The sequence below is a fragment of the Enterovibrio norvegicus FF-33 genome (assembly GCF_000286835.2).
In the GTDB taxonomy this organism is placed as follows: Bacteria; Pseudomonadota; Gammaproteobacteria; order Enterobacterales; family Vibrionaceae; genus Enterovibrio; species Enterovibrio norvegicus_A.
The window spans coordinates 1,504,963-1,527,427 of record NZ_AJYD02000038.1 but is presented as its reverse complement, the minus strand read 5'-3'; the positions used below and the strand labels follow the sequence as shown (position 1 = coordinate 1,527,427).

The window sequence follows — 22,465 nt, the reverse complement described above, 5'->3', positions numbered from 1 at the left end:
CTGTATTCCGTTATTTCCGCTGCGTGTTAGTTATCGTTGTTAAAACGGGTATTAAGCGACGTTGCCAACTCAAGGCTTGCTAATCCAAACCCGCCCAAAATCGAGTGACCACGGATAGGAATCACCTTGTTGTTTTGAAACGCCGGGGTAGCGGCAAGCAGAGGTTGTTGCTTTAGCATGCCATCCATGCCACCAACTTGTTCCAATGTGCGATCTGACACCAATATGTAGTCGGGTTGCATCGTCACGATAGCTTCCGCTGAAAGGGGTTTGTAGCTGGTGCTTTCTTTTGCGGCTGGATTGTTGCCGCCAGCCAATTGGATAACGGTATTGACGGTGGTTTGATCGCCAGCCACGGTCACAGGCCTACCATCCGAGAGCATCATGAATAGAACCGAAGGTGCGTTAACGGGTTGTTGTGCATTCAACGCGCCGATTCTTTCTTCAACCTGCTTTTTAATAAGCTCACCTTGTTGCTGTGTATCGGTGATTTGCGCAATGGTATCGACACGGTCATGAAATGCGTCAATGGAATTGCCTGTTGGCAAGGCTTCAACGGTGACACCTGCTTGCTTAAGCAGTTGCAATGTTGAATCAGGTCCCATGTCTGGTGAACCGAGTAAGTGAGTAGGACTGAGTGCAAGAAGGCCTTCCGCGGCGAGTTGTCTGTGATAGCCCAACACTGGAATGTCTCGTTGATCGAGATAGTGGCGACTGGTTAAATCGACAGCGACCACTTTATTGTCAGCACCGAGTGCGAAGAGCAATTCTGTCACGGTTGAACCTGCGCTAATAATGCGCGTCTCTTTGTCTGCAGCCATAGAGAGTGGGATGATCAACATACAAAGAGTTAATGAGAGCGCTTTAATTGATGTATTCGTTTTCATTCTTCTTCCATCACAATGTTAGTGGCAGTGATTTTGTTGTTTTGCATAAAGGCCAGCACTTTGAGCATGCTTTGTACATCTGCCGTTTTATCTGCGGCTATGACCACGGTTTTATCTGGATTTGCCTTTATTGCGTTTAATAAGGCGCTCGTGAACGTTTCCCAGTTATCCATGGGTATGCCTTGAATTGCCCACGCGGGAGAGCCCGCTAATATATTGATGGCAATGACATTTTGATTAGGGGAATCCAACACGGCGCTGTCTTTGGTTTGTGGAATAGCGATTTCCATGCTTTTGAATTCCACGTTGGCGGTAAGCAATAGAAACACCATCACAATAAAAATGATGTCGAGCAGCGGCGTCAGGTCGGGCGTAAACGTGCTTATTTCGTTGTCAGGACGTGATTGAATCATGCGGCGTCATCCGAAACGGTATTTCGTGCAGAAACTTGGCTTGAGCAAGTCGACGGGCAATGGGTCACTTTGGCGCAACACATCTCACTTTCATCAAAAGACACACCAGCAAGATGTAAATTGAAATGGTTAAGCACGTATTCTATTTTCGCCAATGTACGGTCTGCCCAAAGGCTAAATAACTGAGATGCAGCGATGGCGGGAAGGGCGATCAGGAGACCAGCCGCGGTGGTGGACATGGCCAAACCTAGACCATCTGCAAGCTCTGCGGGAGAGATGCCGCCTTGAGTAGCGGAAAGGCCTTTGAACATCTCAATCAAACCGATAACGGTACCTAAAAGGCCAATCAAAGGGCTAAGTACGCCAATCACGTTCAGTAATTTGAGGCCCGAGGTAAATTGTCGGCGCTTTTTTTGAAGCCAAATACTAACGGCTTCTTCGCGAAGCGATTTAGTAAATTGACGATGGCTAATCAACATACAAAGCCCTTGTGATAAGGTGCTTTTTTCTTGTTGATGGTTTTCGACGTAGCGATTGAGCTCGTCGTCGTTTGTCAGTGAAAGGGTGTAGATCTCTTTTTGAAGACTTCGACTGTGGGTTTTTGTGTTGAGAGCCACGAAAATTAGGCGCTCGACAATCAGCATCAGCATCAGCGCGGAGAGAATAGTCAACGGCCAAGTCATGATGCCCAGCTGAGCGTGAATGGATGAGAAAAAGTGTAAATCCAACATGGTTAATCCAAATTAAAACGAACAGGAATTCTGACTCGGTGTGCTAATGCAACACCGTTAACTGTGTGGCTTTGAAATCGCCACTTTTTCACCGCGCTCATGGCGGCACTATCAAGCAGGTCAAAGCCCGAGCTTTTCACCAATGCTTGTTTGATTTGTTTGCCACCTTCATCGAGCCATACTTCAATTAATACATTACCTTGCATGCCTTTTCGCATAGCCATACGTGGATAGGCAGGCTGAGATGGGCGAACTTTAAACTGCGGCCGTTCAACCATCACTGGCGCACTGTCTTTGGCTTGATTCATCTGTGCATTAGCGCGGGTGTCTATTTGCTTGTTGTCTGTAGCTTGTTTCTTAGGCTTCTCGATGGGCTTGATTTTTTCGATAGGCTTAGCGTTGTCTGCAGGCTTAGATATCTTTTTTTGAACGGGTTTAGGTTCTATCGTCTTGGGCTTTTTAGCGATTGGCTTATCCAAGTTAGGCTTATCGACAACTGGCTTTTCAATCTTTGGCTTTTCAATCTTCGGGTTTTCCACGACCGAACGTTTTTCAACAGGTTTGCTATTCCTGTCTTTAGGCTCGCTTTCCTTTTCTACTTTCTCATCAGTGCTTTTTTCCGCGATAGGCTCTGGCGGTGGCAGGTGAGCAGCAACAAGTTGGATAGCTACACGACTACCTGCATGGGCATCGCTAATTGCAAACTGGGGTGGTGGAGGTTGCTGAGCCGAAAGGGCCAAACTATGCAGCGCAACTGAAACGACACCACACACAACGTACCGTCGAACGTTCACACTTTCTCTCCTACTTCGTGAAAACGATTAATTCTGTGTGCATTATGCATGAAATGGCAATGAGATCAATTATCAGTTGCATTATCATTTGATATGAATATGATGTATTCGAATTGAAAGCAGGCCGTTGTGTGGCACTGTTGCCTTTAGAAGGTCGTTTCTGGCGATGAATTTTGATTTACACAATGTAGAACTGGTGGGTCAGCAAACCCCAGATCCGCTCCGTTTTGCATTCTCACGCAAAAAAAGTCCTCATGCTGGCGGCATGATGCACTCAGTGAAAGGGGAAGACATTCAAATTTCCCTTGAAGAGGCGCACGCCTTAGCGCCAGCCAATACCCTTGCACCGCGTTGCCTGTATATCCACATTCCATTTTGTCGCGTGCGTTGCACTTACTGCAATTTCTTTCAATACGCTTCCAGTTCCTCATTGATTGAAGGTTACGTTGCGGCGCTACGTGAAGAAATTCGATGGAAAGCATCACAAACATGGACACAAGCAGCACCGTTTCAGGCGGTATATATTGGTGGTGGAACACCAACCGATTTATCCGCTAAACAGATTCACACGATCGTTTCTGATATTCGCAGCCAATTCCCATTGACACCTGATTGTGAAATCACTCTTGAAGGGCGTGTTAACCGGTTTGGTCTCGACAAATTTGAAGCGGCGCTGGACGCTGGGGTGAATCGCTTCTCTTTTGGCGTTCAGAGTTTTAATTCTCATGTTCGCAGAAGCGCAAAACGTCTTGATGATCGTGAAGACGTGCTGAAAACCATTCAAACCTTGGTGTCCTATAACGCCGCTCCCATTGTTCTGGACCTGCTTTACGGCCTCCCGTATCAAACGCTCGACGTTTGGCAACAAGATTTGCAGGACTATATGGAGTCCGGTGCTCACGGTGTTGATTTGTATCAGTTGATTGAGATGCAAGGTCTACCCATGGCCAAAATGGTTGAGCAAGGCAAATTACCTCATCCCGCTGACACGCAAATGAAAGCGACCATGTTCGACATGGGCGTGAAATTTATGGCCCGTCATCATCAAAAACGTCTTAGCGTAAACCATTGGGCGTCGGATAACCGAGAACGAAGCATTTATAACTCATTGGCCAAAACCACGGCGGAAATTATGCCGCTTGGCGCTGGCGCTGGCGGCAACGTCAATGGCTGCCAAATGATGCAAACTCGCGATATGGACACTTACAAGTCGGCGATATCAGAAAGGCGTTACCCTGTCACCATGTTGACGATGGCACCTTCAAATCGCGCAGTCGCCGCAGAAGTGAAATCGGGATTTGATGCGGGTGTACTCGCACAAAGCAAACTTGATCGTGTTGCCGGCATCGGTACCTTTGAGGCGTTAATTCCTTTGTTTAATGCATGGGAGCGAAACGGCTTGGTCTACCTTGAAAGAGGTGATGAAGCAGCGTCGGATACGGGAATTGAGGTTGTGTCAGTCGCTGGTGGCGGGTATGTCAGCCTGACATTAGCTGGGCAGTTCTGGGCAGTCACCTTGGCTCAAAACCTGATTGAAGTATTACAAAGCAATACGCCTACGGGCAATTCAAACGTTATTAAGAACGAAGCGACACACGTCGCGGCATAGGAGCAGTATTTACCATGCAACAAGCGATTATCGTCACGTCAGAAGCCAAACAACGCGTCGCAGACTATCTTGCCGAAGATGTGCATACCCCTGTTTCAAATATGGTGGAAAGCCTGAAACTGACGGAAGGCGAAATCACCTTGGCGCTGCCACAAGAAATGATTGCGCGCGCAGAGGGTGAGTTGAGTCAGGGCATTTTAGAAGTCATGCCTAAATGGGGAAAAGTGACCACCATTGTTCACTCTGGCGGTTCGGTTTTTGAATTTAAGGCGCCGTTTCCTAAAGGTAAATTTGCTCACGGCTATTACAACTTGATGGGCAAAGAAGGTCAGTTACACGGTCACCTTCGATTGGATCTCGTGTCTGACATCGTCTTCGTCAGCAAACCATTCCGTGGGTCTGAAAGCCATTACATTGGTTTCTTTGATAGCACTGGCCACTGTGTATTTAAAATTTACTTGGGTCGCGACAAGAAGCGTCAGTTATTCCCTGAGCAAATTGAACTGTTTAACGCCATGAAACAGGAGTTGGCAAAATGATTGATAAAGCAGAACGTCTACAAAACCGTTTGGGACCAGAAATTCAAGCGTTCCGAGACGCCCGCAAAACGTTGCAACTGGGCACGGTAGACAAAGATGGCAAACCACACACTAGCTATGCCCCTTTTGCCTTTTCAGAAAAAGGCTATTACATCCTTGTTAGTGATTTGGCGACTCACGGTCAGAACCTGAAAAACAGCAAAGCGGTGTCGATCATGATGATTGAAGACGAAGGTGAAGCGCGCTCTATTTTCGCCCGTCGTCGTTTGTCTTTCGATACTAACGCAGAACTGATCGAGCGTGAATCTGATCACTGGAAGCAAGGCGTTGATGTCATGCAAACGCGTCTTGGTGAGATGATCGATAACCTCAGCCAATTGGGTGATTTCCGCCTTTACCGCTTGAACCCTGTTATTGGGCGTTATGTAAAAGGCTTCGGCCAAGCATTCGACGTGACAGGCGAAGATCTCCTCTCTGTCGTCCATCTCGATGAAGGACACGTTAAATCAATGAAAGAGAACGTGTAACGCCTTCCCGATATAGGCTCTGTGACCGTAAATACCCGAATAACCTTAACGCGCTGAGTTATTCGGGCATAGAGCCAAATTTCACATAAAAATAATAATTTTGCGCTGAGGCCAGTGTGAGCGGCTTCCTATTGCCTTTTTTAGAGTAACTATCATGACAATCAAGAAAAACAAGCTGGCGCTTTTGGTGGGGATATTCTGCGCCGGAAGTGCATCAGCACAGGATGTGTATACCTTTGATGAAGTGGTTGTATCTGCAACCCGAAGTGAGCAAAAAATCGGTGATATCGCTGCTTCAGTCGATGTGGTAACCAGCGAAGATCTCGAAGAAAGCTTGTCACAAAATATGAAACAAGCGGTTGATGCTGAGCCGGGTGTGTCAATGGCCGGCAATGGTCGATTCGGTTTAACAGGCTTCAATATTCGCGGTCGTGACGAAAACTACGTCAAAACCATTGTGGATGGCGTTGAATTACCTGGCACCTATAACCCAGGCGCAGATGTCATGCGCAAATACAACAACACGTTAGAAACCGATACCCTCCAGCGCGTTGAAATCAACAAAGGCCCAGTTTCCAGCCTATATGGCAGTGATGCATTGGCTGGTGCCGTGATCATTCGTACCAAAAATCCAGACGACTTACTGGAAGGTGAGGGTGATGACTCTTATGCTTCCGTCAAAGGCGGCTATTTCAGTGCTGATGAAAGCTACAAAGCCACAGCGACATTGGCGAACCGTACTGGCGATCTGGAAACCTTGTTGATATTCACCCATCGAGATGGTCATGAAACCCAAACTTACGGCGGCCCAGATATTAATGGTCCTGATCGTGGGGCGGCAGATCCGGTGGATTTCAACTCAGATAACGTGTTAGCTAAAGCGTATTACCAACTTAATGACGCGCACCGTATTGGTGTGACGGTTGAGCATTTTAACCGAGAGCAAGACGTTGACCGACTTTCAGATGAAGGTGATGTGATCGCGTTTGGGCCCTATATTTACGCTTACTCGAATACCCGCGCCTCTGATGAAGATTCACGCCAGCGTTATAGCGTTGAGCACCAGTGGCAAGCGAATAACCAAGGCTTTGATTCATTGGAATGGCGAGTTGCGTATCTAAAATCAGAATCTCAGCACGACAATACCGATACCTTGACCAAAACCACACCATTTGGCACCACGGTGTCAAACCGAAATCGTCAACGTATCGGTGAAGACGAGGCATGGCAGGCGGATATTCAGTTCAATAAAGCGTTTGAGCTTGAAAACAGCTATCACGAAGTGGTCTACGGCGCGAACTACGTCGCCAATGAATTTAACCTGAACTACAACAACATCGATCTTGATACCGGTTTGGTCACGGATGCCACACCAGAAGTGCCGAATGCTGAATCCCGTAAATGGGGGGTGTTTGTGCAAGATCAGATGTTCCTGATGAATGAGGCTCTGGTTCTTAATGCTGGCCTTCGTTATGACAGTTTCAGCGCGAGTCCGAAAGGTAACAGCACCTATGCTGACGCGGATAACCACGCATTTACGGGGCGTCTAGGCACGGTTTACCATTGGACGGAGTCGTTCAGTACTTTTGTGCAAATCAGTCAGGGATTCAAAGCGCCAACGCTACAAGATCTCTACTACTTTTACGACACAGGTGCGACCTTCATTCCTAACCAGGATCTTGAAGCAGAAGAAAGCATCTCATACGAAACTGGTCTGCGCCTGAAGCAGCCTTATGGACGCTTCGATGCCGCAGTGTTTTTCAATGACTACAAAAACTTCATTGAGAACCGATTAGTTGACGCAAACGGCCCAGACGGAAAAGAAGTGTGGACGACCGAAAACATTGGTCGTGCTGAAATCTACGGCGCCGAGTTCAAAGCGCAACTTGCGCTGGACTACTTAGTGGGCGCGCCAATGGGGATGTATTCAGACATGAGCATTGCTTATGCTAAAGGTGAAAACAAAACCAATGGCGAAGCAATAGACACGGTCGCACCTTTAACCGCGTACATTGCGTTGGGTTATTCGAACCCTGAAGACACTTATGGCGGTAAGGTTTCACTTAAAACGGTTGCGGGCAAATCTGGCTCAGATTGGAGCAATGCCAACAACGTAGATAACGTCAATGCTGCAGGTTACGGTGTCACGGATGTCACGGCGTTTTATCGTCCTATGTCTGATTTAACGGTGCGTGCTGGTATCTTTAACGTCTTTGATAAAGAGTATTGGGACTATGAAGATCTTGCAGGCTTCGATAAAGATGAGTCAGGAATTGATCGCCGTAGCCAACCAGGACGTAATTGGGGGTTAGAAGCCGAATACGTTTTCTAATAATGCGTAAGCTTTAGTAACGTCCAGAAAAACACCCCGGCAATGCTGGGGTGTTTTCGGTTACACTCAAACAGAAACCACAAAAGAATAACAAAAATGAAAAGTTTGGAGACACAGTGAGTAATGGAGTTTTAACAACGCTGTCGACGCAATGGTTAATTGACCAAGCGAAACAGCATAAGAAGCAACTTGTTGCAGCCAATTTGATCGCGGTATGCGCCACATTGATCAGTGTGCCTATTCCGCTGTTTATGCCACTGATGGTTGATGAGGTTCTGCTTAACAAGCCCGCTCAAGGTATCGCATTTTTCAACAACTTATTGCCTGAGTCTTTGCAGCAGCCCGCTAGCTATATCGTCATGGTGTTGCTATTGGTCATTGTCATGCGTGTGGTCAGCCAAGCGTTGAACATCTGGCAAAGTCGTCAGTTTACTTTGGTGTCCAAATCCATCACTTGTTTCATTCGACAGCAGCTACTCGATAAGCTCGGTCGTGTCAGCATGAAGGAGTTCGAAGAACGTGGCAGCGGCGGGGTAAGCTCGCATCTGGTCACGGATATCGAAACCATCGATTCCTTCATCGGAAACAGCCTGAGCCGATTTGTAGTTGGCGTACTGACCGTATTCGGTACGGCCGTGATTTTGCTGTGGCTCGATTGGGCGCTGGGGCTTTTCATTCTTCTTGTGAATCCGTTGGTGATTTTCTTGTCACGCAAAATGGGTCAGCGCGTTAAGCATCTTAAAAAGGCCGAAAACCAATCTTTTGAACGTTTTCAGACACGTTTAGTTGAAACCTTGGATGGCATCTATCAGCTTCGCGCCGCTAACCGTGAGCGAGCGTATCTGGATGTACTGAAAAGCGATGCTGAGTCTATTCGTCACGACGCCGATAAGTATGCGTGGCAATCAGAAGCGGCAAGCCGTGTGTCATTCCTGATGTTCTTGATCGGTTTTGAGTTGTTCCGAGCAGCAGCCATGCTCATGGTGCTGTTTAGTGATCTGTCTATTGGTCAAATTTTCGCAGTATTCGGTTATCTGTGGTTTATGCTGGGTCCGATTCAAGAACTGTTAGGCATTCAGTACGCTTGGTTTAGTGCATCAGCCGCAATGAAACGACTCAATGGTCTGCTAGCGCTCGAAGAAGAACCTAAGAGCGCGTCTGAGAAAGACCCTCTAGCGGGTCTCGACACCTTTGGTGTGGAATGCCGTGATTTGACATTCGGTTACAACAGTGAAAAAACCGTTCTGAATGGATTGTCATTGGCGATTCCTGCTGGTAAACGTGTTGCATTAGTTGGCGCGTCAGGCGGCGGTAAATCTACGTTAATACAGCTCTTGCTTGGGCTTTACCGCAAGACAGACGGTGACATCATGATCAATGATCAGCGTGTCGAAGACGTGGGTTATGAAACCTTGCGCCAACATACGGCCGTTGTACTGCAGCAGCCTGTGATATTCAATGATACGTTACGAGAGAACCTGACGTTAGGGCGTACCGATTTCTCCGATGAGCAGCTGTGGAAGTCACTAGAAATTGCGCAACTAAGCGATGTGGTTGAACGATTAGATGATGGGCTATCGTCCCAACTCGGACGACAAGGGCTGAAATTGTCTGGCGGTCAACGTCAGCGTTTGGCTATCGCCCGCATGATACTCACCAATCCAAAGCTCGTGATTCTGGATGAAGCCACATCAGCATTGGATACTGCAACAGAAGCAGCATTGCATGATGCATTGAACAACTTCCTGCAAGGTCGCACGACCTTGATTGTGGCTCACCGCTTATCTGCTGTGAAACAGGCCGATCTGATTTACGTGTTGGAAGATGGCAAAGTCGCACAAAGCGGCAATCACCAAGAGCTGGTCAAAGAAGAGGGGGTTTATCAAACCCTCTACGGAAATTTACAGGTTGGATGAAGCCTCTTAAGCCTCGCACTCGCGGGGCTTTTTCTTATTCAGGCGATAATCTGCCAATTAATAGCGGGAATATTGCCATACTGGCTGGCAATCATTGGATGCATGTTCCACGCTTAAATGATGACGTGTGCATTGAGGTAAAGGATAGACACATAAGATGAAAGTCATTCTAAAGTCAGATATCACATGCCCATTTTGTGGGCACACGAAAACCGAAATGATGCCAATTGACGCGCCTAAGAAGCACTATGAGTGTGAGAGCTGCCATGAAGCATTGGTCGCTCAAGATGCTTGCTGCTGCGTGTTCTGTGCGTTTGGTTCGGTAACTTGCCCGTCATCTCAAGTGAAAGGCCCTAATACTCTTCGCCACTAACGTCAGTTAGTTTACTGTTCCTCTCCTATGCAAGTATTAATGTCTTCGCTCACTTTAAGGGGGAGAGTGCGTTGTCATTGCCACGTCAAAAAACGAATTTGCATTTGTCTCAAAAATGCATCAAAAATCAGAGCCAATATGAAATTACACTCACCGCGATAAAGGAGATAACACCCAAGGAGAAAGCGATGAGTGTACATATGTGGTATTGCGAAAATTGTGAAGCGGAAACAGGGCATGAAGTGCGAGAGCAAGCACACCATGATCCTGCTATTCGTGCCTTAACAGCCCCACCGATGGATGAGCGCTTTGCTGAGGCATCGGAGTGCACCTGCACTGTTTGCGGACAAGTTGCGTGGGTTGACGCTTCAGATGTCCTCAAATTAGGCGTCCATGATTTCGGAGATTAATATCACATGCCTACATCAAGAGAGCAGTGTACTGCTCTTTTTTATACCATTTAACGCACTATAACTTATTTTTGATAGTGTTAATCTATCATCCGAACCGAGATTAACTTTATACCTGTGTTGATGTGAATATCCCAAAAATTAGCCGTTTGTGTCAGTGTGACAATAATAAAAATAGGGCTCATAACGCGATATCTCGCTGGGAAAAGCGCCAAATCTCTGATACCTAGATACTTTTAATCACCATGTACAGCCAGTCACTCATCCCATTTGAGGTCTATATAATGATGCTGAGTTACCACACCCAACTCGATTCTGTATTAGGAATGCGTTTTTGAACCGGATTGGTGCCATCGTAGAACCAAACCTCAGCAAGTACATAGAATTGCGAATCAGAAGACACGTAGTTCAATGTGGTTTGCCCGTTTTCTAATGATGCAGCAACAATCTGACTGTTGTAATGGGCGGTAAATGTACCATCATCATTTTCTGTGAACTCTCCATATACCGTGATGTAAGCGGGAGATACAGAATAACCACGAATATCGACCACAAAAAGTTGTTCAAGCACTGGGTTGTAGGAGAAGCCATCGGGGACGACAGTGGCACTCATTGACGTTGCAGAACTCGAGACGGTAGTGGGAATGTTTGCGAGCCCGCCCGAGTTGTCGACCTGCATGCCCAGTGTCTCGGGTTCGTTAGCGTCTTCTAGCGTACCCGCGGCAATAGGATTTTCAAAAGCACCGCTGTCATCTGTTGTAGTGACCGATACTGCATCACCGCCGTCACCACCTCCGCCACACGCTGTCAGCAGGGTAATTAATGATGTTATTGAAAGAAGTCTATTCATGGGGATTAATCCTCAGGCGCAAAGGTTTTATCAGTGGTGGCTTTCTCTAAGAGATACCAATTAACGTTGTTGTTACCTGCGGACTCCGCATAGCCAGCAAACTCAGCGTAGGCGTCAACTAAGTCAACATGCTCTCGTGGCCAACTCCATTGGTCCGTAATGAGCAACGCCCAAGGGTGGTTAGATGATGTTTTAAAGTAACGGTCACTGCCTGGGTCACTCGAATCAGACCACCAACCGTACCAATATGTGTCAAACTTTTCGGTAGGCTCCTGATCGGCTAAATGAATCTCAAGGCCGCGCCCAGGGTTATACCAAAGCCCATCACGAACATACGCACCGGGGGTTGCGAACACAAAGGGGTCATATGGCATAGACATGAGTGAACGGGTATCAACGCTTTCGTCAAAGTACACATCAATTTCAAATTCAAAAGAGATGGCTTCATGACAGTGTTGTGCTGTTCGGTAATACATGCAGCCTGAAGGGAGTTTTTGCTTCAAATCATCAGACACAATGAAAATGGCTTCATTGGCATCGAGTTCAAGGCCATTATGTTCTTGTACTACCGCATTGTGCGTTAAGGTGGTTGCGGCATTAATGTCTGTGCGACTCAAACCGCCAAGCCGAAAGGCAAACCCATTGTGATAGCCCGCACCGTAAGCAGCAAGATAGCCTTGAATGAGCACTCGGGTTATGTTGTCATTTTCGTCAAGGGTTTCAGTTACGCGAAAACGAATAACCACATCGTTCATGTCATAATCGCCTTCTTTGGGCCAATTATCTTCATACGCTACTGTGGCGTAACCACTTGAACTTGGGTAATAACGTAGTGATGAACCGTCTTCCATAACCGTAATTGGGTGGTCTTCCACTTCACCTGTTGTTGCGCCACCATAGAAATTTAACCCGCTGGTTTCAGCGAAACGAAAACGCGACCAGGTTGAACCGATAACTGCATCTACAGGCACAGCAATGCTTAGAGCATTGGTGCCTGCGCTTAACAAATTATCTGAAATAATTTTTTCGTTAAGGTCTTCAAAGTCACCGTCTTGGTTCCAATCAATCCATGCTGACAAATAACCTGTTGTAGACGCTTGAACACTAACGATAGCGGTATTGCCAGCTTCTAGTGTCGTCACAAAACCAACACCGTCTTCGTCGGCAAAACCTGCTTTATTGTCATCAAGTGGTGAGATAAAGCCGTCACCTTCGCTGTCTGGTGCGATAGCACCTAGGTAATAGCCTGTATTGATTTCATGACGAGGGCCATTCGAGGCAAGCAACGTTAGATAGCTATCAGGCGCGTCGCCGAAATCTATCGTGGAATCTTCGTCGACAATAGGGGCGTTGGCACAACGTGCGCCATCGTTTTGGGCGGAAGCAGGGCCGTCAGCAAAGTGCTCGACAGCAACATCTCCAGAGGCGATTTCATCTTCATCAGACAAATCGACCCGGAAAATTTTTCCATCCGTATTTCGTGACAGGTAAAGGTTGCCATTCACATCAAAATATATGGCGCCAAATCCGCCCGATGGCACACCAATATCAGTGGACATATTAGTGACGACCTCTGCGTTTCCGGTAGATAAATCGACTTGATAAAGGTCATAGCTGGGGTTATCAACCGCATAGAGCTTCCCATCAATGGGGTTGATTGCAACGTCTGATGCCCTTAACGTCCCCAAGTTAGACTCGATCGCTTCTGCTATCAGTGTGGAGGAGGAGTCTGTTAGCAGAGGTGAAAGGTCAATTTTGAAAAGGCCCAGTGCTCTTTGATGCAAGTAGTACACGTTGTCATGCACGTCACCACTGATAAAGCGCTGGCCTTCCGGGAGCCCTGACACTGAGAGTTGTTCACCCGCATAATTCTTACCGATACGGATGACATTCACGTTATCGTAGTCAAAACCATATATGTATCTGTCAGTATCGTTAAAGCCTACCGCATTAATATGTGTATTTAAGCCAGTCGTTGCAGCGAGTTCTGAGTACCCGCCAGTCGCGAGATTCACGCCGTACAATTTACTCGGGGAACTCTGGAACAAAAATGCCTGACTAGGGCAAGTATCAAAAGGCACATCAGCATGCGCTTCAAGCGAGAAGAACACAGCAAGAGACAATAGCGATAGATATTTGCGCATAAGTGCTACCCAACAATGCAGAGGTTCTCTCTTACTACAACAACCATGCCATATTTCAATATATTGATAGTTATGTGTTTTTCTGTTTCAGTTGAGTCTAGACGATATCAGGTTTCCTAAAATGAAAGCCGTAATGAGGAACAGATGAGATTAGTTTCTCAAAATGAGAAATCTGCTTATCTCATGCTTGTTCGTTGTTTACTGGTCATCAGCAGGGGATTTCCAAATAATTTTGCCGAAAAGCGCTAGAGCGAATGGTCGCGACGTAATACCATTGCAGAAAATAAAATAACTACTGAAGGAAGAGAGTTACCATGCCATTAATTGCTTGCCCTGTTTGTGAAAAACAAGTCTCCAAGCGCGCACTTGCTTGTACAGGATGTGGAGAGCCAGATCCTGCCCGCTATCACTCACGCAATACGTGGTTAGGCCGTTTGTTCTGGCTGGCTGTTTGGGTGGGTATTGGTGTGTTTGTGTGGATTGAAGTTGTGCCGATGGTGATGGCACTGTTCAAACAGTAATTGAGACCATACGGTCATCATTGACATTGAACACCTGTGGACAGGGCACAATGCGCTGTCCACGCTATTATTTATCTTTCTGTCAATCATCAAAAGCTAACGCTGACAAAGCAGAATCACTCATATTATATTACGCCGAATAAGCATCACGCGGCTCAGAGTAGGCATCATATTCCCTATGTGCTGTCCAACCTATCATGCTGAGATGAGCAAGTAATATACCTGGCGAACTTTCTCCAATCGCAATATCAAAAAATAATCCCGCGGTTTCTTCATCACCACCAAAGCAGCGCTGTATCGCGGATATGATGAGCCCACTTTCTGTCCCTTCTGCCACTTGCTGCCGAACCCAATCATATTCCAACGAGCACTCATTGATGATCGTTTTTCGGCCGAGGGTGAATGTCGTCATGATGACTCCTAGCATCCAAATTTCATTTATGTTTCAGAAATATGTCACAACTATTAGATAGCAAAACGCAACCTATTCACATGATGACGATCGCAAATATACTCAACCAGACGCACTCTAGGTTGACTAATAGGAAATCAAAAGAGAGAAGAGTCACACATATTTTGGCGATGATGTGTACACTCTTACCTGGCTGCATCTAAAAATGCTGCACAAAACGCAAATTTTTCCATCGAAGCGATGTTGTTGATCTGAATAATGATAGGTTAGCGACGGGTGATAACTGCGTTGATATGACTATGAAATGGATTCTGACGAGCTGGATTCAGAAAAAAAAATACGAGACGTTCTTCGAGCGTGTAGGGAGTGATTTCTTTAATAATGAGAAGTATCACGACTACCTCGAGCAAAGAATTCTCGACTCATTGCGTGACAGCGGTGACATCAAGCCCAAGCGGGCATCGAAGATCGTGTTGTCGTGTATTCGACAAGCACTGCTCGATAAATATCTCACTGAAAACCGATATATTCGGTTTTTAGAAGACAACAAAAACGAGTTCTTCGTTCAAAATAACGGGGTTCAAGATGTTGTTGCCGGCTACGAGCGTATCATCAGTAACTTCATACATAACAAGCAGCCCGAGTGCTCTGACTACATCCTCTCGCACCTCCCTAAGTACTACCGTAAGTTCTCCAAAGATATTGGTGTCGACCTTGATTACCCAAGAAACAAGCAAGGGGAAAAAGACATGCTGGATGACATCATCATGCTTCTCGATCAACACTGATCCGTTCTACCTAACGGTCAAAGCCAGTGTCCATAGCAATAACGCAAAGGGCGCAGACATCAGACATAGCACCTAATCCCTACGAACCTCACATATTCAATGTATTGAGTGACCCTGCGTCAAAGAGTGAAGTCCTATTGAAGCCGATTTACTTTCTCTGCCTTTGTGCCGTTGATATATCAATAGAGTAAGGAGGCTTCGTCACGGCACTTGCCGTAGTTTTCATTTCGACTAGAATTAACTGTATGTATATACAGTACTATTAATTATGCCAGCGATTCGATACCAACATAACGACAAATCTGTCGTACTACATGACGCAAAACTTCATGGCGGGTCATCGCTGATCCCCGCTTACCTCAAAGACGGTAGCCTTGTTTACTCTCCATTTGGCGGCTTTGTTAGCCGTGATGCCCTTAAATATGAGCAAACCGTCCAATTAACCGATATTCACGGCTTCTCAGCGGCGACCGACGAAGGGAATGCATTCTCAGAGTCATGGCGTGATGTCAGCAGTCAAACCTTGCTAGGTGCGTTCATTAAAGGTAAATACTTTGTTGTTCTGAACAACGGTAAGCCCATCACTGCATCAAGACACAAACGATGAACATGGAAGTACACAGTTAGGCAAAGGCGAGAAGCTTACGCGATCAGTGTTCGTTGAATTCTTGCAGAGCGGCGAGGGCACGTTGCGCGACCTCCGCTTGAACAAAGATATGGTCGTGATAATAAGCGGCAATCACATTGGCACTGATACCTTTCTCTGCCAGCTTTGTCGACACCGCAGCCGTTAAACCAACCGCTTCCAAGCTGGAATGCACTGTCAATGTGATCTGTTTAAACGCGCAGTCAAAAGTGAGCCCCTTTGACTCAGCGACCGACTTATCAAGTAATAACGTTAACCCTTCGCTTTCCTGAAAGGTCGCTAGAGGAGTTAGGCCGATATAATCTTCGAGCTTGCCAGGTACAACACAAAAAACATATTCGCCATCCATCAGCGCAGGCTTCATGGAAGACAACAAAACGTCTAAAGCCATAATTCCAGCCATTCACATTCTCCTATGCGGTTTGATTTGCTCACTATAGCGTGCCACCCAAAAACAAAGAAGGATCGCGCGATCAAATAAACAAGAAGTGACACTTTTAGTTGCAACTGTGTTTATGTACAGTATTTCGCGTTAACCACAAACTTTGGAGAAATTTCATGAGAGAATCACTGCGTGAAAAAGTTATCAACGTCTGCAACAAAAAAATCCAAACCAAAGGAGAGAACGTGAGCGTCTCTTTCTACGCCTTCTTTGCCAACAAGAATGACAACCCAGAGTTACTCATGGAAGCCGCCACCTGGTGGATACAGAAACACAAACTCGACCACTTCGAAAAGGCGACGAAGATTATTGGGATGGTAAAAACGCTTTAGTGAAACGAGGATGAATTTGCCATTCATTGTTCATCTATCATGGACAAGCTCGTTCCTGCATATTCATGAATGGAAAGAGTAAAAGGCGAACCTGATGAGCCGTAATGTTTAGGATCGCTGCGGCATCGATTTGTCGAAGTCGTCGTTCTCGAACATCTTGAAGTACTTTGAATCGATTAATGTCTCGGTCACTTATAGGTATCAGCATCAGTTTATGTCCACAGAAGCGAATTGTTCATCAAGAACTAGAGGACATTTTTAAATTGCTCAAACCGGACATTACTACTTTGCTCTTACACTCTCAGTGCGCATTATGTATCTTATGTTAAATAAGATATGCGGTAGCGTGAAATGTGCCTCCCTCATGCCATCAAGTCCTCTCTTTTCTCATTGGATCTAGCCTATTGAACGTAACTGTCTATTTACCATAAAGTATATAATTACTAGCGTATTAAGAAGCCTCCCACGAAATGGATTTCCTGGTGCTTCTTCTTACTCTGGGAATTATTAGCGCGATGCGCGGAGTGCTCGACTTCGTCAAGGCGCTAGACATGTGATGTGCTTCTTGCAAAACCTTGATTTGGAAATTGGTAACTGGGTGGCTGTTTGGTATATTGTTCGCAGGCTAAAAGACAGATAAGAAGAAATCAACATGTCATCAGATTATTACGGAACCAGTGCCAGCTATGCTCGTCAAGAAAGTGGTTATCGAGAAAAAGCACTGAAACTGTATCCATGGGTATGCGGACACTGTGCGCGAGAGTTTGTTTACTCAAATTTGCGTGAACTCACCGTTCACCACGTCGACCATGACCATACTAATAACCCGCCAGATGGCAGCAACTGGGAGTTACTGTGTCTGTTTTGTCATGATCATGAGCATTCAAAATACATCGATCACCATCAATTCGGCACAGAAATCAAAGCAGGACAAGATGATCATCAGTCTGCAACTCACAATCCTTTTGCCAATTTGAAGGATTTGTTGAAAAAATAAGCATTCATCATGCTTACTGATTTTTCCAACTCATAAATGGCACCATTTACAGGCAGAATTGGTTGAGTTTACGGCTCGCTATTCTGCCTTTTTAATTAGCTGCTATATAAATGATTCACAACTGTAAGCTCTATCGACGCTGACAGACTAACGCCTTTCATCACCCTAAGCGTCTTTGACTGTATAAGCCTTATGAGCATGGATTTGCTATCGCATCATTCGCTTAAGTCTACTGTCGTAATAGAAATCACGCTGATCGATGACTTTTATTTTAGTGCTGTCTGGGTGAACGGGATTGATGAGGAAGTTGTATTCACTGGCAATGATGGCTGACGGAAGTTGCATGACGCCAGTATTACCGTCTCGCAGCCAATCTGTCCCATAATTTCGAGAAACATCCGCATCAGGAACTGCGTCCCAGCCCGTTGGTAATTCTTGCTCGCTAGCGCGTTGAATCGCCAGGTCATCGGGAATATAGATAGTCATCATCACGAGGTTTGGCATTTGCACTGGGCTTTCATGCACAAAACGCTCAAGTGCTGACAATGAACGAGATCCCGCAGTATAAAGAATTGGCTGGCCTTTATGATGCCACCGACCAGAACCAAACATGCCCCCCATTCCACTCAAATCGGCAAATTTCTTTACCGATAATCGAAAAACTTCCATTACGCCGTCATACCATGCATGAGTCGATTGAGAATGGTCTCCACGTATTGAATGCCTGTATTGGTATCCAAATAATCAACCGCGGCATTACCGCCAAACGCGACTTGAGGCATTTTAAGCCAGTCGAGTGCGGTTTGCTTGTCGCCGTAATATTCGATAGCCAGATCGACAACCCGACGAATAGCGAGAGTCTTTTCAGATTGTGATGGCGTGAGTAAATCCGTATCACTTTTACGTTGAAGGCTTCGTGGACTCAGGCCAATCAATGACACCCACTCCCCGCTGGTCATGGCCATTTCTGTCATGACTTTACGAGCTTGCTTCACCGTTAAGCCATGTCGGATTATCTCTAGCTCCGTGTCTTGGTTAACCACCTGCCCTTTTTTAACAAGACCAAGTGACATCAACTGCTGTGCGTACATAAACACCTCTCTCGACAATGGTTAAATTATGAGCGCCATTTGTCGTATTGTAAAGCGCCATATGTCGCACTGGTGTTCCTCTGCTAAAACGCTAACACGTTGTCACAGAGGTAAGCGTCTACGCTTCTTCACCTGACCAAAAGCAAAACTGGACTCAATGGCAGCAATGTTGGGCAAGCGTGTGAGTTCTCGTCGGATGAAACGCTCATAGGTTTTCAGTGATTCACTCACTACATGCAGCAAATAGTCATGGGTGCCAGTCATGAGGAAGCACTCCAACACTTCATCCATATGATCAATCAATGCTTCAAATTTGAGCATGTTTTCTTCGGTCGGTTTTTCGAGTTTAACTAAAACAAACACGTTAATCGGTAAGCCACATTTTTCCTGGTCAACCACCGCATGATAACCAGTAATAATGCCTTTTTTTTCCAAAGCACGAACACGACGTAAGCAAGGCGATGGAGAGAGTGACACTCTGTCTGACAGTTCTTGATTGGTTAAGCGCCCTTCCATTTGCAGTTCATTAAGAATCTTCTTATCGATGTTATCGAGATTGATGTCCATAGCAGTCCTGTTTTTATTTATCCATGATTCAATCAAGGTATAGCGCACAAATATCTATAGTTGGCAGATATTGCCAATATTTAACATTTAACAAGCAGAAATGGCAATTTTTCAGCTCTCCACCTTTGCTAAGTTAAGAGCATGACATTGGACATAGATTGTTAAACGGAGAGAGCATGAAGAAGGCGACGCAACTCAGTCCACTGCGCAACACGACCAAACACGAACAGGCGGAAGCGCTGGCAATCGAACAGGCACAGCACTTCGGTATTGATACTCGCTCCGAGTTTGGTGAGGCGCTGGTTGAGCTGGCTACGACATTGTATCGCGCGAATCACCATACTCATGACCTTTGGGCTATCACGATGGATGGCTTGGCGGATCTCGACCGCAACGATCGCATTGCTTGGTTTAATGCCAAACGATTCTTGTCATTTCAGTTAGCGAAGATCCTCGATAATCTGCAAAACCCCATGCGAGCGACTTACCAATCTATCGCCACTAAGAACGGGCACTTTGCTGCGAAAGGCGCTTACCCTATCTTTGATAACGTGGCAGCGATATTCTCCGCCAGCCCTGTAATAACAAGAACAGCGACCTATCTATTTGCTTGTACTGAATGGGTAGAAGATGCGTTTAACGGTAGAGAGCCATTACACGAGATCTACTCACGCCTGCTGAACCCAACGTCCATTAGCCTTGCCAATCATATTGTCGACATTGAGGCTGGCGATATGGCGGATCAATATCTGGCTTGGAATTTTAACTCAGGCATGGCCGCCATTGACGGCCTACTCAGCCATCTTCTCGGACGTGAAGACATCGTATTGGCATCCCGCAATATCTACGGTGGTTCATACCAACTGCTTCAAGACTGGTATCGAAAGTCCTCCAACCTTGATGTTGCGGTTGAATGGGTTGATGGTTATGACGCCGCTGCGTTTGCACACGCCTTAGATGCTGCCGCTGAAAAATATGCAGACCGCATCAGCGAAGGTCGTAAAATATACGTTTACCTCGAAAGCCCATGCAACCCTCATGGCTTTGTGTTGGATGTTGCTGGCATTAGTCGCGCCGCCCATGAGCGGGACTGGGTAATTGTTGCAGATACGACGGTCGGGACGCCATTTCTGCATCCAGTATTGAAACGTAAAGACCCAATGGAACGCCCTGATTTTGTGATTCATTCTTACACCAAAGAACTGGCTGGATCAGGAACAACAACTGCTGGCGTGGTTATTGGTCGTAACGAAGATATGTTTATCCCTAAAGGTGACAGCGTCACTACTAGTTCGCCAAATGGTACGCCTCGCACGGTTAAATGGGATAACACCTTGTTCTGGAATGTTTACTACATCAAAGGTGCATTTTTGGATGCGGATAAAGCGTTTGAAGTATTGAATGGTATGAAAACCTACGAGCTGCGTGTACTTCAAAAAACCATCAATACGCTGACACTGGCCAGAGTTTTCGACCTTCATCCGGATATCAATGTGTCATGCCCTGCACTGCCAGAGAGCCCGAACTATCCGCTCATGCAGTCCAACATGCGCTTAGGTTTGCCTGCAGCACTGTTTACCATTGATATGGAAGGCTCAGCAGGTCGTCCCGCTATTGATCCGCATGCATTTAAGCAATTCTTCGATATGCTAGAACCCGCGATCGGCATGCAGGTTAGCTTGGGTCAAACCAATACGGTTGCACTTTGCCCTGCGATGACTACCCATTCAGAGTTGTCTGGTAAAGCGCGAGAGGATGCAGGAATAAAACTGACTACGTTACGCATTGCTGTGGGTTTAGAAGATCCGCGCATGTTCATTGCACACATGCAACGTGCGGCGGAGATAACCATAGACATCAAGCACACGGATTTCTCAACAAAATTCCCAGCACCCGAAATGATTGACGATATCTATCGTAAAACGTATTTGGATGTGCAACAGCGGTTTGTTGAGGATTTACCTTCGTATCTTACTTTGATGCAATGACGTAACGTTATCGCAATCAGCACCGGTATCTACCATCAATTCAAACCCGTGCGTTATCGCTACTTTGTCGATGACGCACTGGATTTGAGTATTGAGCCATCACGATTGAGATAGCAAAGTGTGACTTGATACTGCGGTTGTTGCTTTGAGGTTAACTGGCTGGGTTCCATCAGTGTCGTCATCTGCGATCCCAAGTGGGCTTCGGGTTCACATTCAATAAAACCAAAACGATGCAATTCTCTATCAATCTTTTCCGTTGTAGAAGGCTCGCTTCTTTGGATCTCAATCTTCATCGCCAATCGACGCTGGTCAAAGCTTGACGACTGACGTGTCAACAACTTGGAGAATGATGCTTCAAGCATGATGATTTGACTTTCGACAAGCACTTTCCCATCAGACGCTTCTAGGGAGCTCTGTGCTTTTATCATCTCTAACGCAATTGAAGGCAGCACTTGGAGGTATCTGTGCAGCGCGCTTTCGTTAGATACAGCGTAACCTCGAATCGCAAGTGCAGCAACAACACACGCCAATGCAAATGCCGCTATCGATAGCCCTGATGTCGAGTTCAATTTTCCAATTAATATCATGATTAAAGGAATGCCACCAACTGACTAATTATGCTTAGAATAGGCTTGATATTGGGTTTATATTCTTATTGTGATGTATATCTATAAAGCAGTGAAATGTGTCCATATCAAACGTGCTGTACTGAATATTAGTTTACTTGCGATGAACTAAAACCCTATGCTTCGTTTGACTCATTTTTGAGAATTTATTAATTAATTGCTGGGTAGTACTTTTCTAATTACAGTGCTAATTTTCTATTATTTATATCTAGTCTTAAAATCAATACACACCGCACAATAATAGTGCGAGAAATTAGCCTTTGTATTTTCAGAATAAAATTACGATGCTCTCTTCAAATTTTACACATTTCACCCAAAATACACCTAGGCCAATGACAACAAGACCTTAGAGGCATCAGCCAAGCGGAGAATATATCCGTGCATACATTGTGGTGCATATATTGCCCAATAACGTGCACAGCAACAAAATTCGCGTAAAGAAATATTTGATAATTATAAAATCAGAAAAGTGTGAGCCTTATATAAGCTATTAGAAAAGCAAAAAAGCTGGGGTCGAAATATATTGCAAA

General features: G+C 45.8%; 25 protein-coding genes. 13 read left to right on the top strand and 12 right to left on the bottom strand.

All coding sequences use genetic code 11. The features are described from left to right. Positions 1-26: 26 nt before the first annotated feature. The 4 genes from A1OO_RS15120 to A1OO_RS15105 are packed head-to-tail and all read right to left on the bottom strand — an operon-like array spanning position 27 to position 2,825. On the bottom strand, positions 27-887 hold the full coding sequence (locus A1OO_RS15120; RefSeq protein WP_017003508.1) for a heme/hemin ABC transporter substrate-binding protein: 861 nt from the start codon (positions 885-887) through the stop codon (positions 27-29). Further along, entirely contained in the window at positions 884-1,300 is a 417-nt protein-coding gene (locus tag A1OO_RS15115; RefSeq protein WP_017003507.1) for an ExbD/TolR family protein, read from the bottom strand. The genes A1OO_RS15120 and A1OO_RS15115 overlap by 4 nt, the downstream gene beginning before the upstream one ends. Beyond that, on the bottom strand, positions 1,297-2,031 hold the full coding sequence (locus A1OO_RS15110; protein WP_017003506.1) for a MotA/TolQ/ExbB proton channel family protein: 735 nt from the start codon (positions 2,029-2,031) through the stop codon (positions 1,297-1,299). Before A1OO_RS15110 ends, A1OO_RS15115 begins: the two co-directional genes overlap by 4 nt. Before the next feature lie 2 nt (positions 2,032-2,033). Further along, entirely contained in the window at positions 2,034-2,825 is a 792-nt protein-coding gene (locus tag A1OO_RS15105; protein WP_016958735.1) for an energy transducer TonB, read from the bottom strand. A gap of 166 nt (positions 2,826-2,991) precedes the next feature. Between A1OO_RS15105 and hutW the strand changes: the two genes are divergently transcribed. From hutW to A1OO_RS15070, 7 genes are all read left to right on the top strand, one after another. Continuing rightward, complete coding sequence (gene hutW / locus A1OO_RS15100; protein WP_016958734.1) at positions 2,992-4,434, top strand: heme anaerobic degradation radical SAM methyltransferase ChuW/HutW; 1,443 nt, start codon at positions 2,992-2,994, stop codon at positions 4,432-4,434. A gap of 14 nt (positions 4,435-4,448) precedes the next feature. Beyond that, complete coding sequence (gene hutX, locus A1OO_RS15095; RefSeq protein ID WP_016958733.1) at positions 4,449-4,973, top strand: heme utilization cystosolic carrier protein HutX; 525 nt, start codon at positions 4,449-4,451, stop codon at positions 4,971-4,973. Further along, on the top strand, positions 4,970-5,500 hold the full coding sequence (hutZ, locus tag A1OO_RS15090; protein WP_016958732.1) for a heme utilization protein HutZ: 531 nt from the start codon (positions 4,970-4,972) through the stop codon (positions 5,498-5,500). The genes hutX and hutZ overlap by 4 nt, the downstream gene beginning before the upstream one ends. A gap of 154 nt (positions 5,501-5,654) precedes the next feature. Beyond that, complete coding sequence (locus tag A1OO_RS15085) at positions 5,655-7,832, top strand: TonB-dependent hemoglobin/transferrin/lactoferrin family receptor (protein WP_017003505.1); 2,178 nt, start codon at positions 5,655-5,657, stop codon at positions 7,830-7,832. A gap of 116 nt (positions 7,833-7,948) precedes the next feature. Further along, on the top strand, positions 7,949-9,748 hold the full coding sequence (locus A1OO_RS15080; protein WP_017003500.1) for an ABC transporter ATP-binding protein: 1,800 nt from the start codon (positions 7,949-7,951) through the stop codon (positions 9,746-9,748). A 157-nt stretch (positions 9,749-9,905) separates the two neighbouring features. Continuing rightward, the gene (locus tag A1OO_RS23895) at positions 9,906-10,121 is read left to right on the top strand and encodes a GDCCVxC domain-containing (seleno)protein (protein ID WP_016958728.1); all 216 of its coding nucleotides are present in this window, start codon (positions 9,906-9,908) and stop codon (positions 10,119-10,121) included. A gap of 188 nt (positions 10,122-10,309) precedes the next feature. After that, positions 10,310-10,531, top strand: a complete 222-nt coding sequence (locus tag A1OO_RS15070) for a hypothetical protein (protein WP_016958727.1) — start codon at positions 10,310-10,312, stop codon at positions 10,529-10,531. Between the two features lie 295 nt (positions 10,532-10,826). Here the strand turns inward: A1OO_RS15070 and A1OO_RS15065 are convergent, their stop codons facing one another. Both A1OO_RS15065 and A1OO_RS15060 read right to left on the bottom strand, forming a co-directional pair. Further along, positions 10,827-11,381 carry a hypothetical protein gene (locus A1OO_RS15065; RefSeq protein ID WP_017003490.1) on the bottom strand — a complete coding sequence of 185 codons (555 nt, stop codon included), beginning with the start codon at positions 11,379-11,381 and terminating at the stop codon, positions 10,827-10,829. Positions 11,382-11,386: 5 nt separating this feature from the next. Next, positions 11,387-13,525 (bottom strand): LruC domain-containing protein, encoded by a 2,139-nt coding sequence (locus tag A1OO_RS15060; RefSeq protein WP_017003489.1) that lies wholly within the window; start codon positions 13,523-13,525, stop codon positions 11,387-11,389. Positions 13,526-13,839: 314 nt separating this feature from the next. Between A1OO_RS15060 and A1OO_RS15055 the strand changes: the two genes are divergently transcribed. Continuing rightward, positions 13,840-14,046 (top strand): hypothetical protein, encoded by a 207-nt coding sequence (locus tag A1OO_RS15055; RefSeq protein WP_016958724.1) that lies wholly within the window; start codon positions 13,840-13,842, stop codon positions 14,044-14,046. Between the two features lie 130 nt (positions 14,047-14,176). Here the strand turns inward: A1OO_RS15055 and A1OO_RS15050 are convergent, their stop codons facing one another. Beyond that, a complete protein-coding gene (locus A1OO_RS15050; RefSeq protein ID WP_016958723.1) occupies positions 14,177-14,458 on the bottom strand; it encodes a hypothetical protein in 282 nt (93 codons plus the stop codon). A 299-nt stretch (positions 14,459-14,757) separates the two neighbouring features. Between A1OO_RS15050 and A1OO_RS15045 the strand changes: the two genes are divergently transcribed. Then, positions 14,758-15,246 carry a hypothetical protein gene (locus A1OO_RS15045; protein WP_241819138.1) on the top strand — a complete coding sequence of 163 codons (489 nt, stop codon included), beginning with the start codon at positions 14,758-14,760 and terminating at the stop codon, positions 15,244-15,246. 268 nt (positions 15,247-15,514) lie between these two features. Continuing rightward, a complete protein-coding gene (locus A1OO_RS15040; RefSeq protein ID WP_017003488.1) occupies positions 15,515-15,853 on the top strand; it encodes a hypothetical protein in 339 nt (112 codons plus the stop codon). A gap of 43 nt (positions 15,854-15,896) precedes the next feature. Here A1OO_RS15040 and A1OO_RS15035 read toward each other — a convergent pair whose 3' ends face one another. Beyond that, positions 15,897-16,295 carry an ACT domain-containing protein gene (locus A1OO_RS15035; RefSeq protein WP_016958720.1) on the bottom strand — a complete coding sequence of 133 codons (399 nt, stop codon included), beginning with the start codon at positions 16,293-16,295 and terminating at the stop codon, positions 15,897-15,899. A gap of 155 nt (positions 16,296-16,450) precedes the next feature. Between A1OO_RS15035 and A1OO_RS15030 the strand changes: the two genes are divergently transcribed. Both A1OO_RS15030 and A1OO_RS15025 read left to right on the top strand, forming a co-directional pair. Continuing rightward, entirely contained in the window at positions 16,451-16,666 is a 216-nt protein-coding gene (locus A1OO_RS15030; RefSeq protein ID WP_016958719.1) for a DUF6500 family protein, read from the top strand. 652 nt (positions 16,667-17,318) lie between these two features. After that, positions 17,319-17,663 carry a YajD family HNH nuclease gene (locus A1OO_RS15025; RefSeq protein WP_016958718.1) on the top strand — a complete coding sequence of 115 codons (345 nt, stop codon included), beginning with the start codon at positions 17,319-17,321 and terminating at the stop codon, positions 17,661-17,663. 207 nt (positions 17,664-17,870) lie between these two features. Here A1OO_RS15025 and A1OO_RS15020 read toward each other — a convergent pair whose 3' ends face one another. From A1OO_RS15020 to A1OO_RS15010, 3 genes are all read right to left on the bottom strand, one after another. Next, positions 17,871-18,332: an RES family NAD+ phosphorylase gene (locus tag A1OO_RS15020; RefSeq protein ID WP_017003487.1), complete on the bottom strand. Its 462-nt coding sequence runs from the start codon at positions 18,330-18,332 to the stop codon at positions 17,871-17,873. After that, on the bottom strand, positions 18,332-18,754 hold the full coding sequence (gene parS / locus A1OO_RS15015) for a type II RES/Xre toxin-antitoxin system antitoxin (protein ID WP_016958716.1): 423 nt from the start codon (positions 18,752-18,754) through the stop codon (positions 18,332-18,334). The genes A1OO_RS15020 and parS overlap by 1 nt, the downstream gene beginning before the upstream one ends. A 102-nt stretch (positions 18,755-18,856) precedes the next feature. Beyond that, positions 18,857-19,321 carry an Lrp/AsnC family transcriptional regulator gene (locus A1OO_RS15010; RefSeq protein WP_016958715.1) on the bottom strand — a complete coding sequence of 155 codons (465 nt, stop codon included), beginning with the start codon at positions 19,319-19,321 and terminating at the stop codon, positions 18,857-18,859. 176 nt (positions 19,322-19,497) lie between these two features. Between A1OO_RS15010 and A1OO_RS15005 the strand changes: the two genes are divergently transcribed. Continuing rightward, a complete protein-coding gene (locus tag A1OO_RS15005; protein WP_016958714.1) occupies positions 19,498-21,309 on the top strand; it encodes a PLP-dependent transferase in 1,812 nt (603 codons plus the stop codon). A 59-nt stretch (positions 21,310-21,368) separates the two neighbouring features. Here A1OO_RS15005 and A1OO_RS15000 read toward each other — a convergent pair whose 3' ends face one another. Next, complete coding sequence (locus tag A1OO_RS15000) at positions 21,369-21,896, bottom strand: hypothetical protein (RefSeq protein ID WP_016958713.1); 528 nt, start codon at positions 21,894-21,896, stop codon at positions 21,369-21,371. Positions 21,897-22,465 lie beyond the last annotated feature (569 nt).

What these genes read in the sequence shown, in the direction of transcription:
- A1OO_RS15120 (WP_017003508.1), bottom strand. Translation starts at nt 887, where the DNA reads ATGAAAACGAATACATCAATTAAAGCGCTCTCATTAACTCTTTGTATG.
- A1OO_RS15115 (WP_017003507.1), bottom strand. Translation starts at nt 1,300, where the DNA reads ATGATTCAATCACGTCCTGACAACGAAATAAGCACGTTTACGCCCGAC.
- A1OO_RS15110 (WP_017003506.1), bottom strand. Translation starts at nt 2,031, where the DNA reads ATGTTGGATTTACACTTTTTCTCATCCATTCACGCTCAGCTGGGCATC.
- hutW (WP_016958734.1), top strand. Translation starts at nt 2,992, where the DNA reads ATGAATTTTGATTTACACAATGTAGAACTGGTGGGTCAGCAAACCCCA.
- hutX (WP_016958733.1), top strand. Translation starts at nt 4,449, where the DNA reads ATGCAACAAGCGATTATCGTCACGTCAGAAGCCAAACAACGCGTCGCA.
- hutZ (WP_016958732.1), top strand. Translation starts at nt 4,970, where the DNA reads ATGATTGATAAAGCAGAACGTCTACAAAACCGTTTGGGACCAGAAATT.
- A1OO_RS15085 (WP_017003505.1), top strand. Translation starts at nt 5,655, where the DNA reads ATGACAATCAAGAAAAACAAGCTGGCGCTTTTGGTGGGGATATTCTGC.
- A1OO_RS23895 (WP_016958728.1), top strand. Translation starts at nt 9,906, where the DNA reads ATGAAAGTCATTCTAAAGTCAGATATCACATGCCCATTTTGTGGGCAC.
- A1OO_RS15070 (WP_016958727.1), top strand. Translation starts at nt 10,310, where the DNA reads ATGAGTGTACATATGTGGTATTGCGAAAATTGTGAAGCGGAAACAGGG.
- A1OO_RS15065 (WP_017003490.1), bottom strand. Translation starts at nt 11,381, where the DNA reads ATGAATAGACTTCTTTCAATAACATCATTAATTACCCTGCTGACAGCG.
- A1OO_RS15060 (WP_017003489.1), bottom strand. Translation starts at nt 13,525, where the DNA reads ATGCGCAAATATCTATCGCTATTGTCTCTTGCTGTGTTCTTCTCGCTT.
- A1OO_RS15055 (WP_016958724.1), top strand. Translation starts at nt 13,840, where the DNA reads ATGCCATTAATTGCTTGCCCTGTTTGTGAAAAACAAGTCTCCAAGCGC.
- A1OO_RS15050 (WP_016958723.1), bottom strand. Translation starts at nt 14,458, where the DNA reads ATGACGACATTCACCCTCGGCCGAAAAACGATCATCAATGAGTGCTCG.
- A1OO_RS15045 (WP_241819138.1), top strand. Translation starts at nt 14,758, where the DNA reads ATGAAATGGATTCTGACGAGCTGGATTCAGAAAAAAAAATACGAGACG.
- A1OO_RS15040 (WP_017003488.1), top strand. Translation starts at nt 15,515, where the DNA reads ATGCCAGCGATTCGATACCAACATAACGACAAATCTGTCGTACTACAT.
- A1OO_RS15035 (WP_016958720.1), bottom strand. Translation starts at nt 16,295, where the DNA reads ATGGCTGGAATTATGGCTTTAGACGTTTTGTTGTCTTCCATGAAGCCT.
- A1OO_RS15030 (WP_016958719.1), top strand. Translation starts at nt 16,451, where the DNA reads ATGAGAGAATCACTGCGTGAAAAAGTTATCAACGTCTGCAACAAAAAA.
- A1OO_RS15025 (WP_016958718.1), top strand. Translation starts at nt 17,319, where the DNA reads ATGTCATCAGATTATTACGGAACCAGTGCCAGCTATGCTCGTCAAGAA.
- A1OO_RS15020 (WP_017003487.1), bottom strand. Translation starts at nt 18,332, where the DNA reads ATGGAAGTTTTTCGATTATCGGTAAAGAAATTTGCCGATTTGAGTGGA.
- parS (WP_016958716.1), bottom strand. Translation starts at nt 18,754, where the DNA reads ATGTACGCACAGCAGTTGATGTCACTTGGTCTTGTTAAAAAAGGGCAG.
- A1OO_RS15010 (WP_016958715.1), bottom strand. Translation starts at nt 19,321, where the DNA reads ATGGACATCAATCTCGATAACATCGATAAGAAGATTCTTAATGAACTG.
- A1OO_RS15005 (WP_016958714.1), top strand. Translation starts at nt 19,498, where the DNA reads ATGAAGAAGGCGACGCAACTCAGTCCACTGCGCAACACGACCAAACAC.
- A1OO_RS15000 (WP_016958713.1), bottom strand. Translation starts at nt 21,896, where the DNA reads ATGATATTAATTGGAAAATTGAACTCGACATCAGGGCTATCGATAGCG.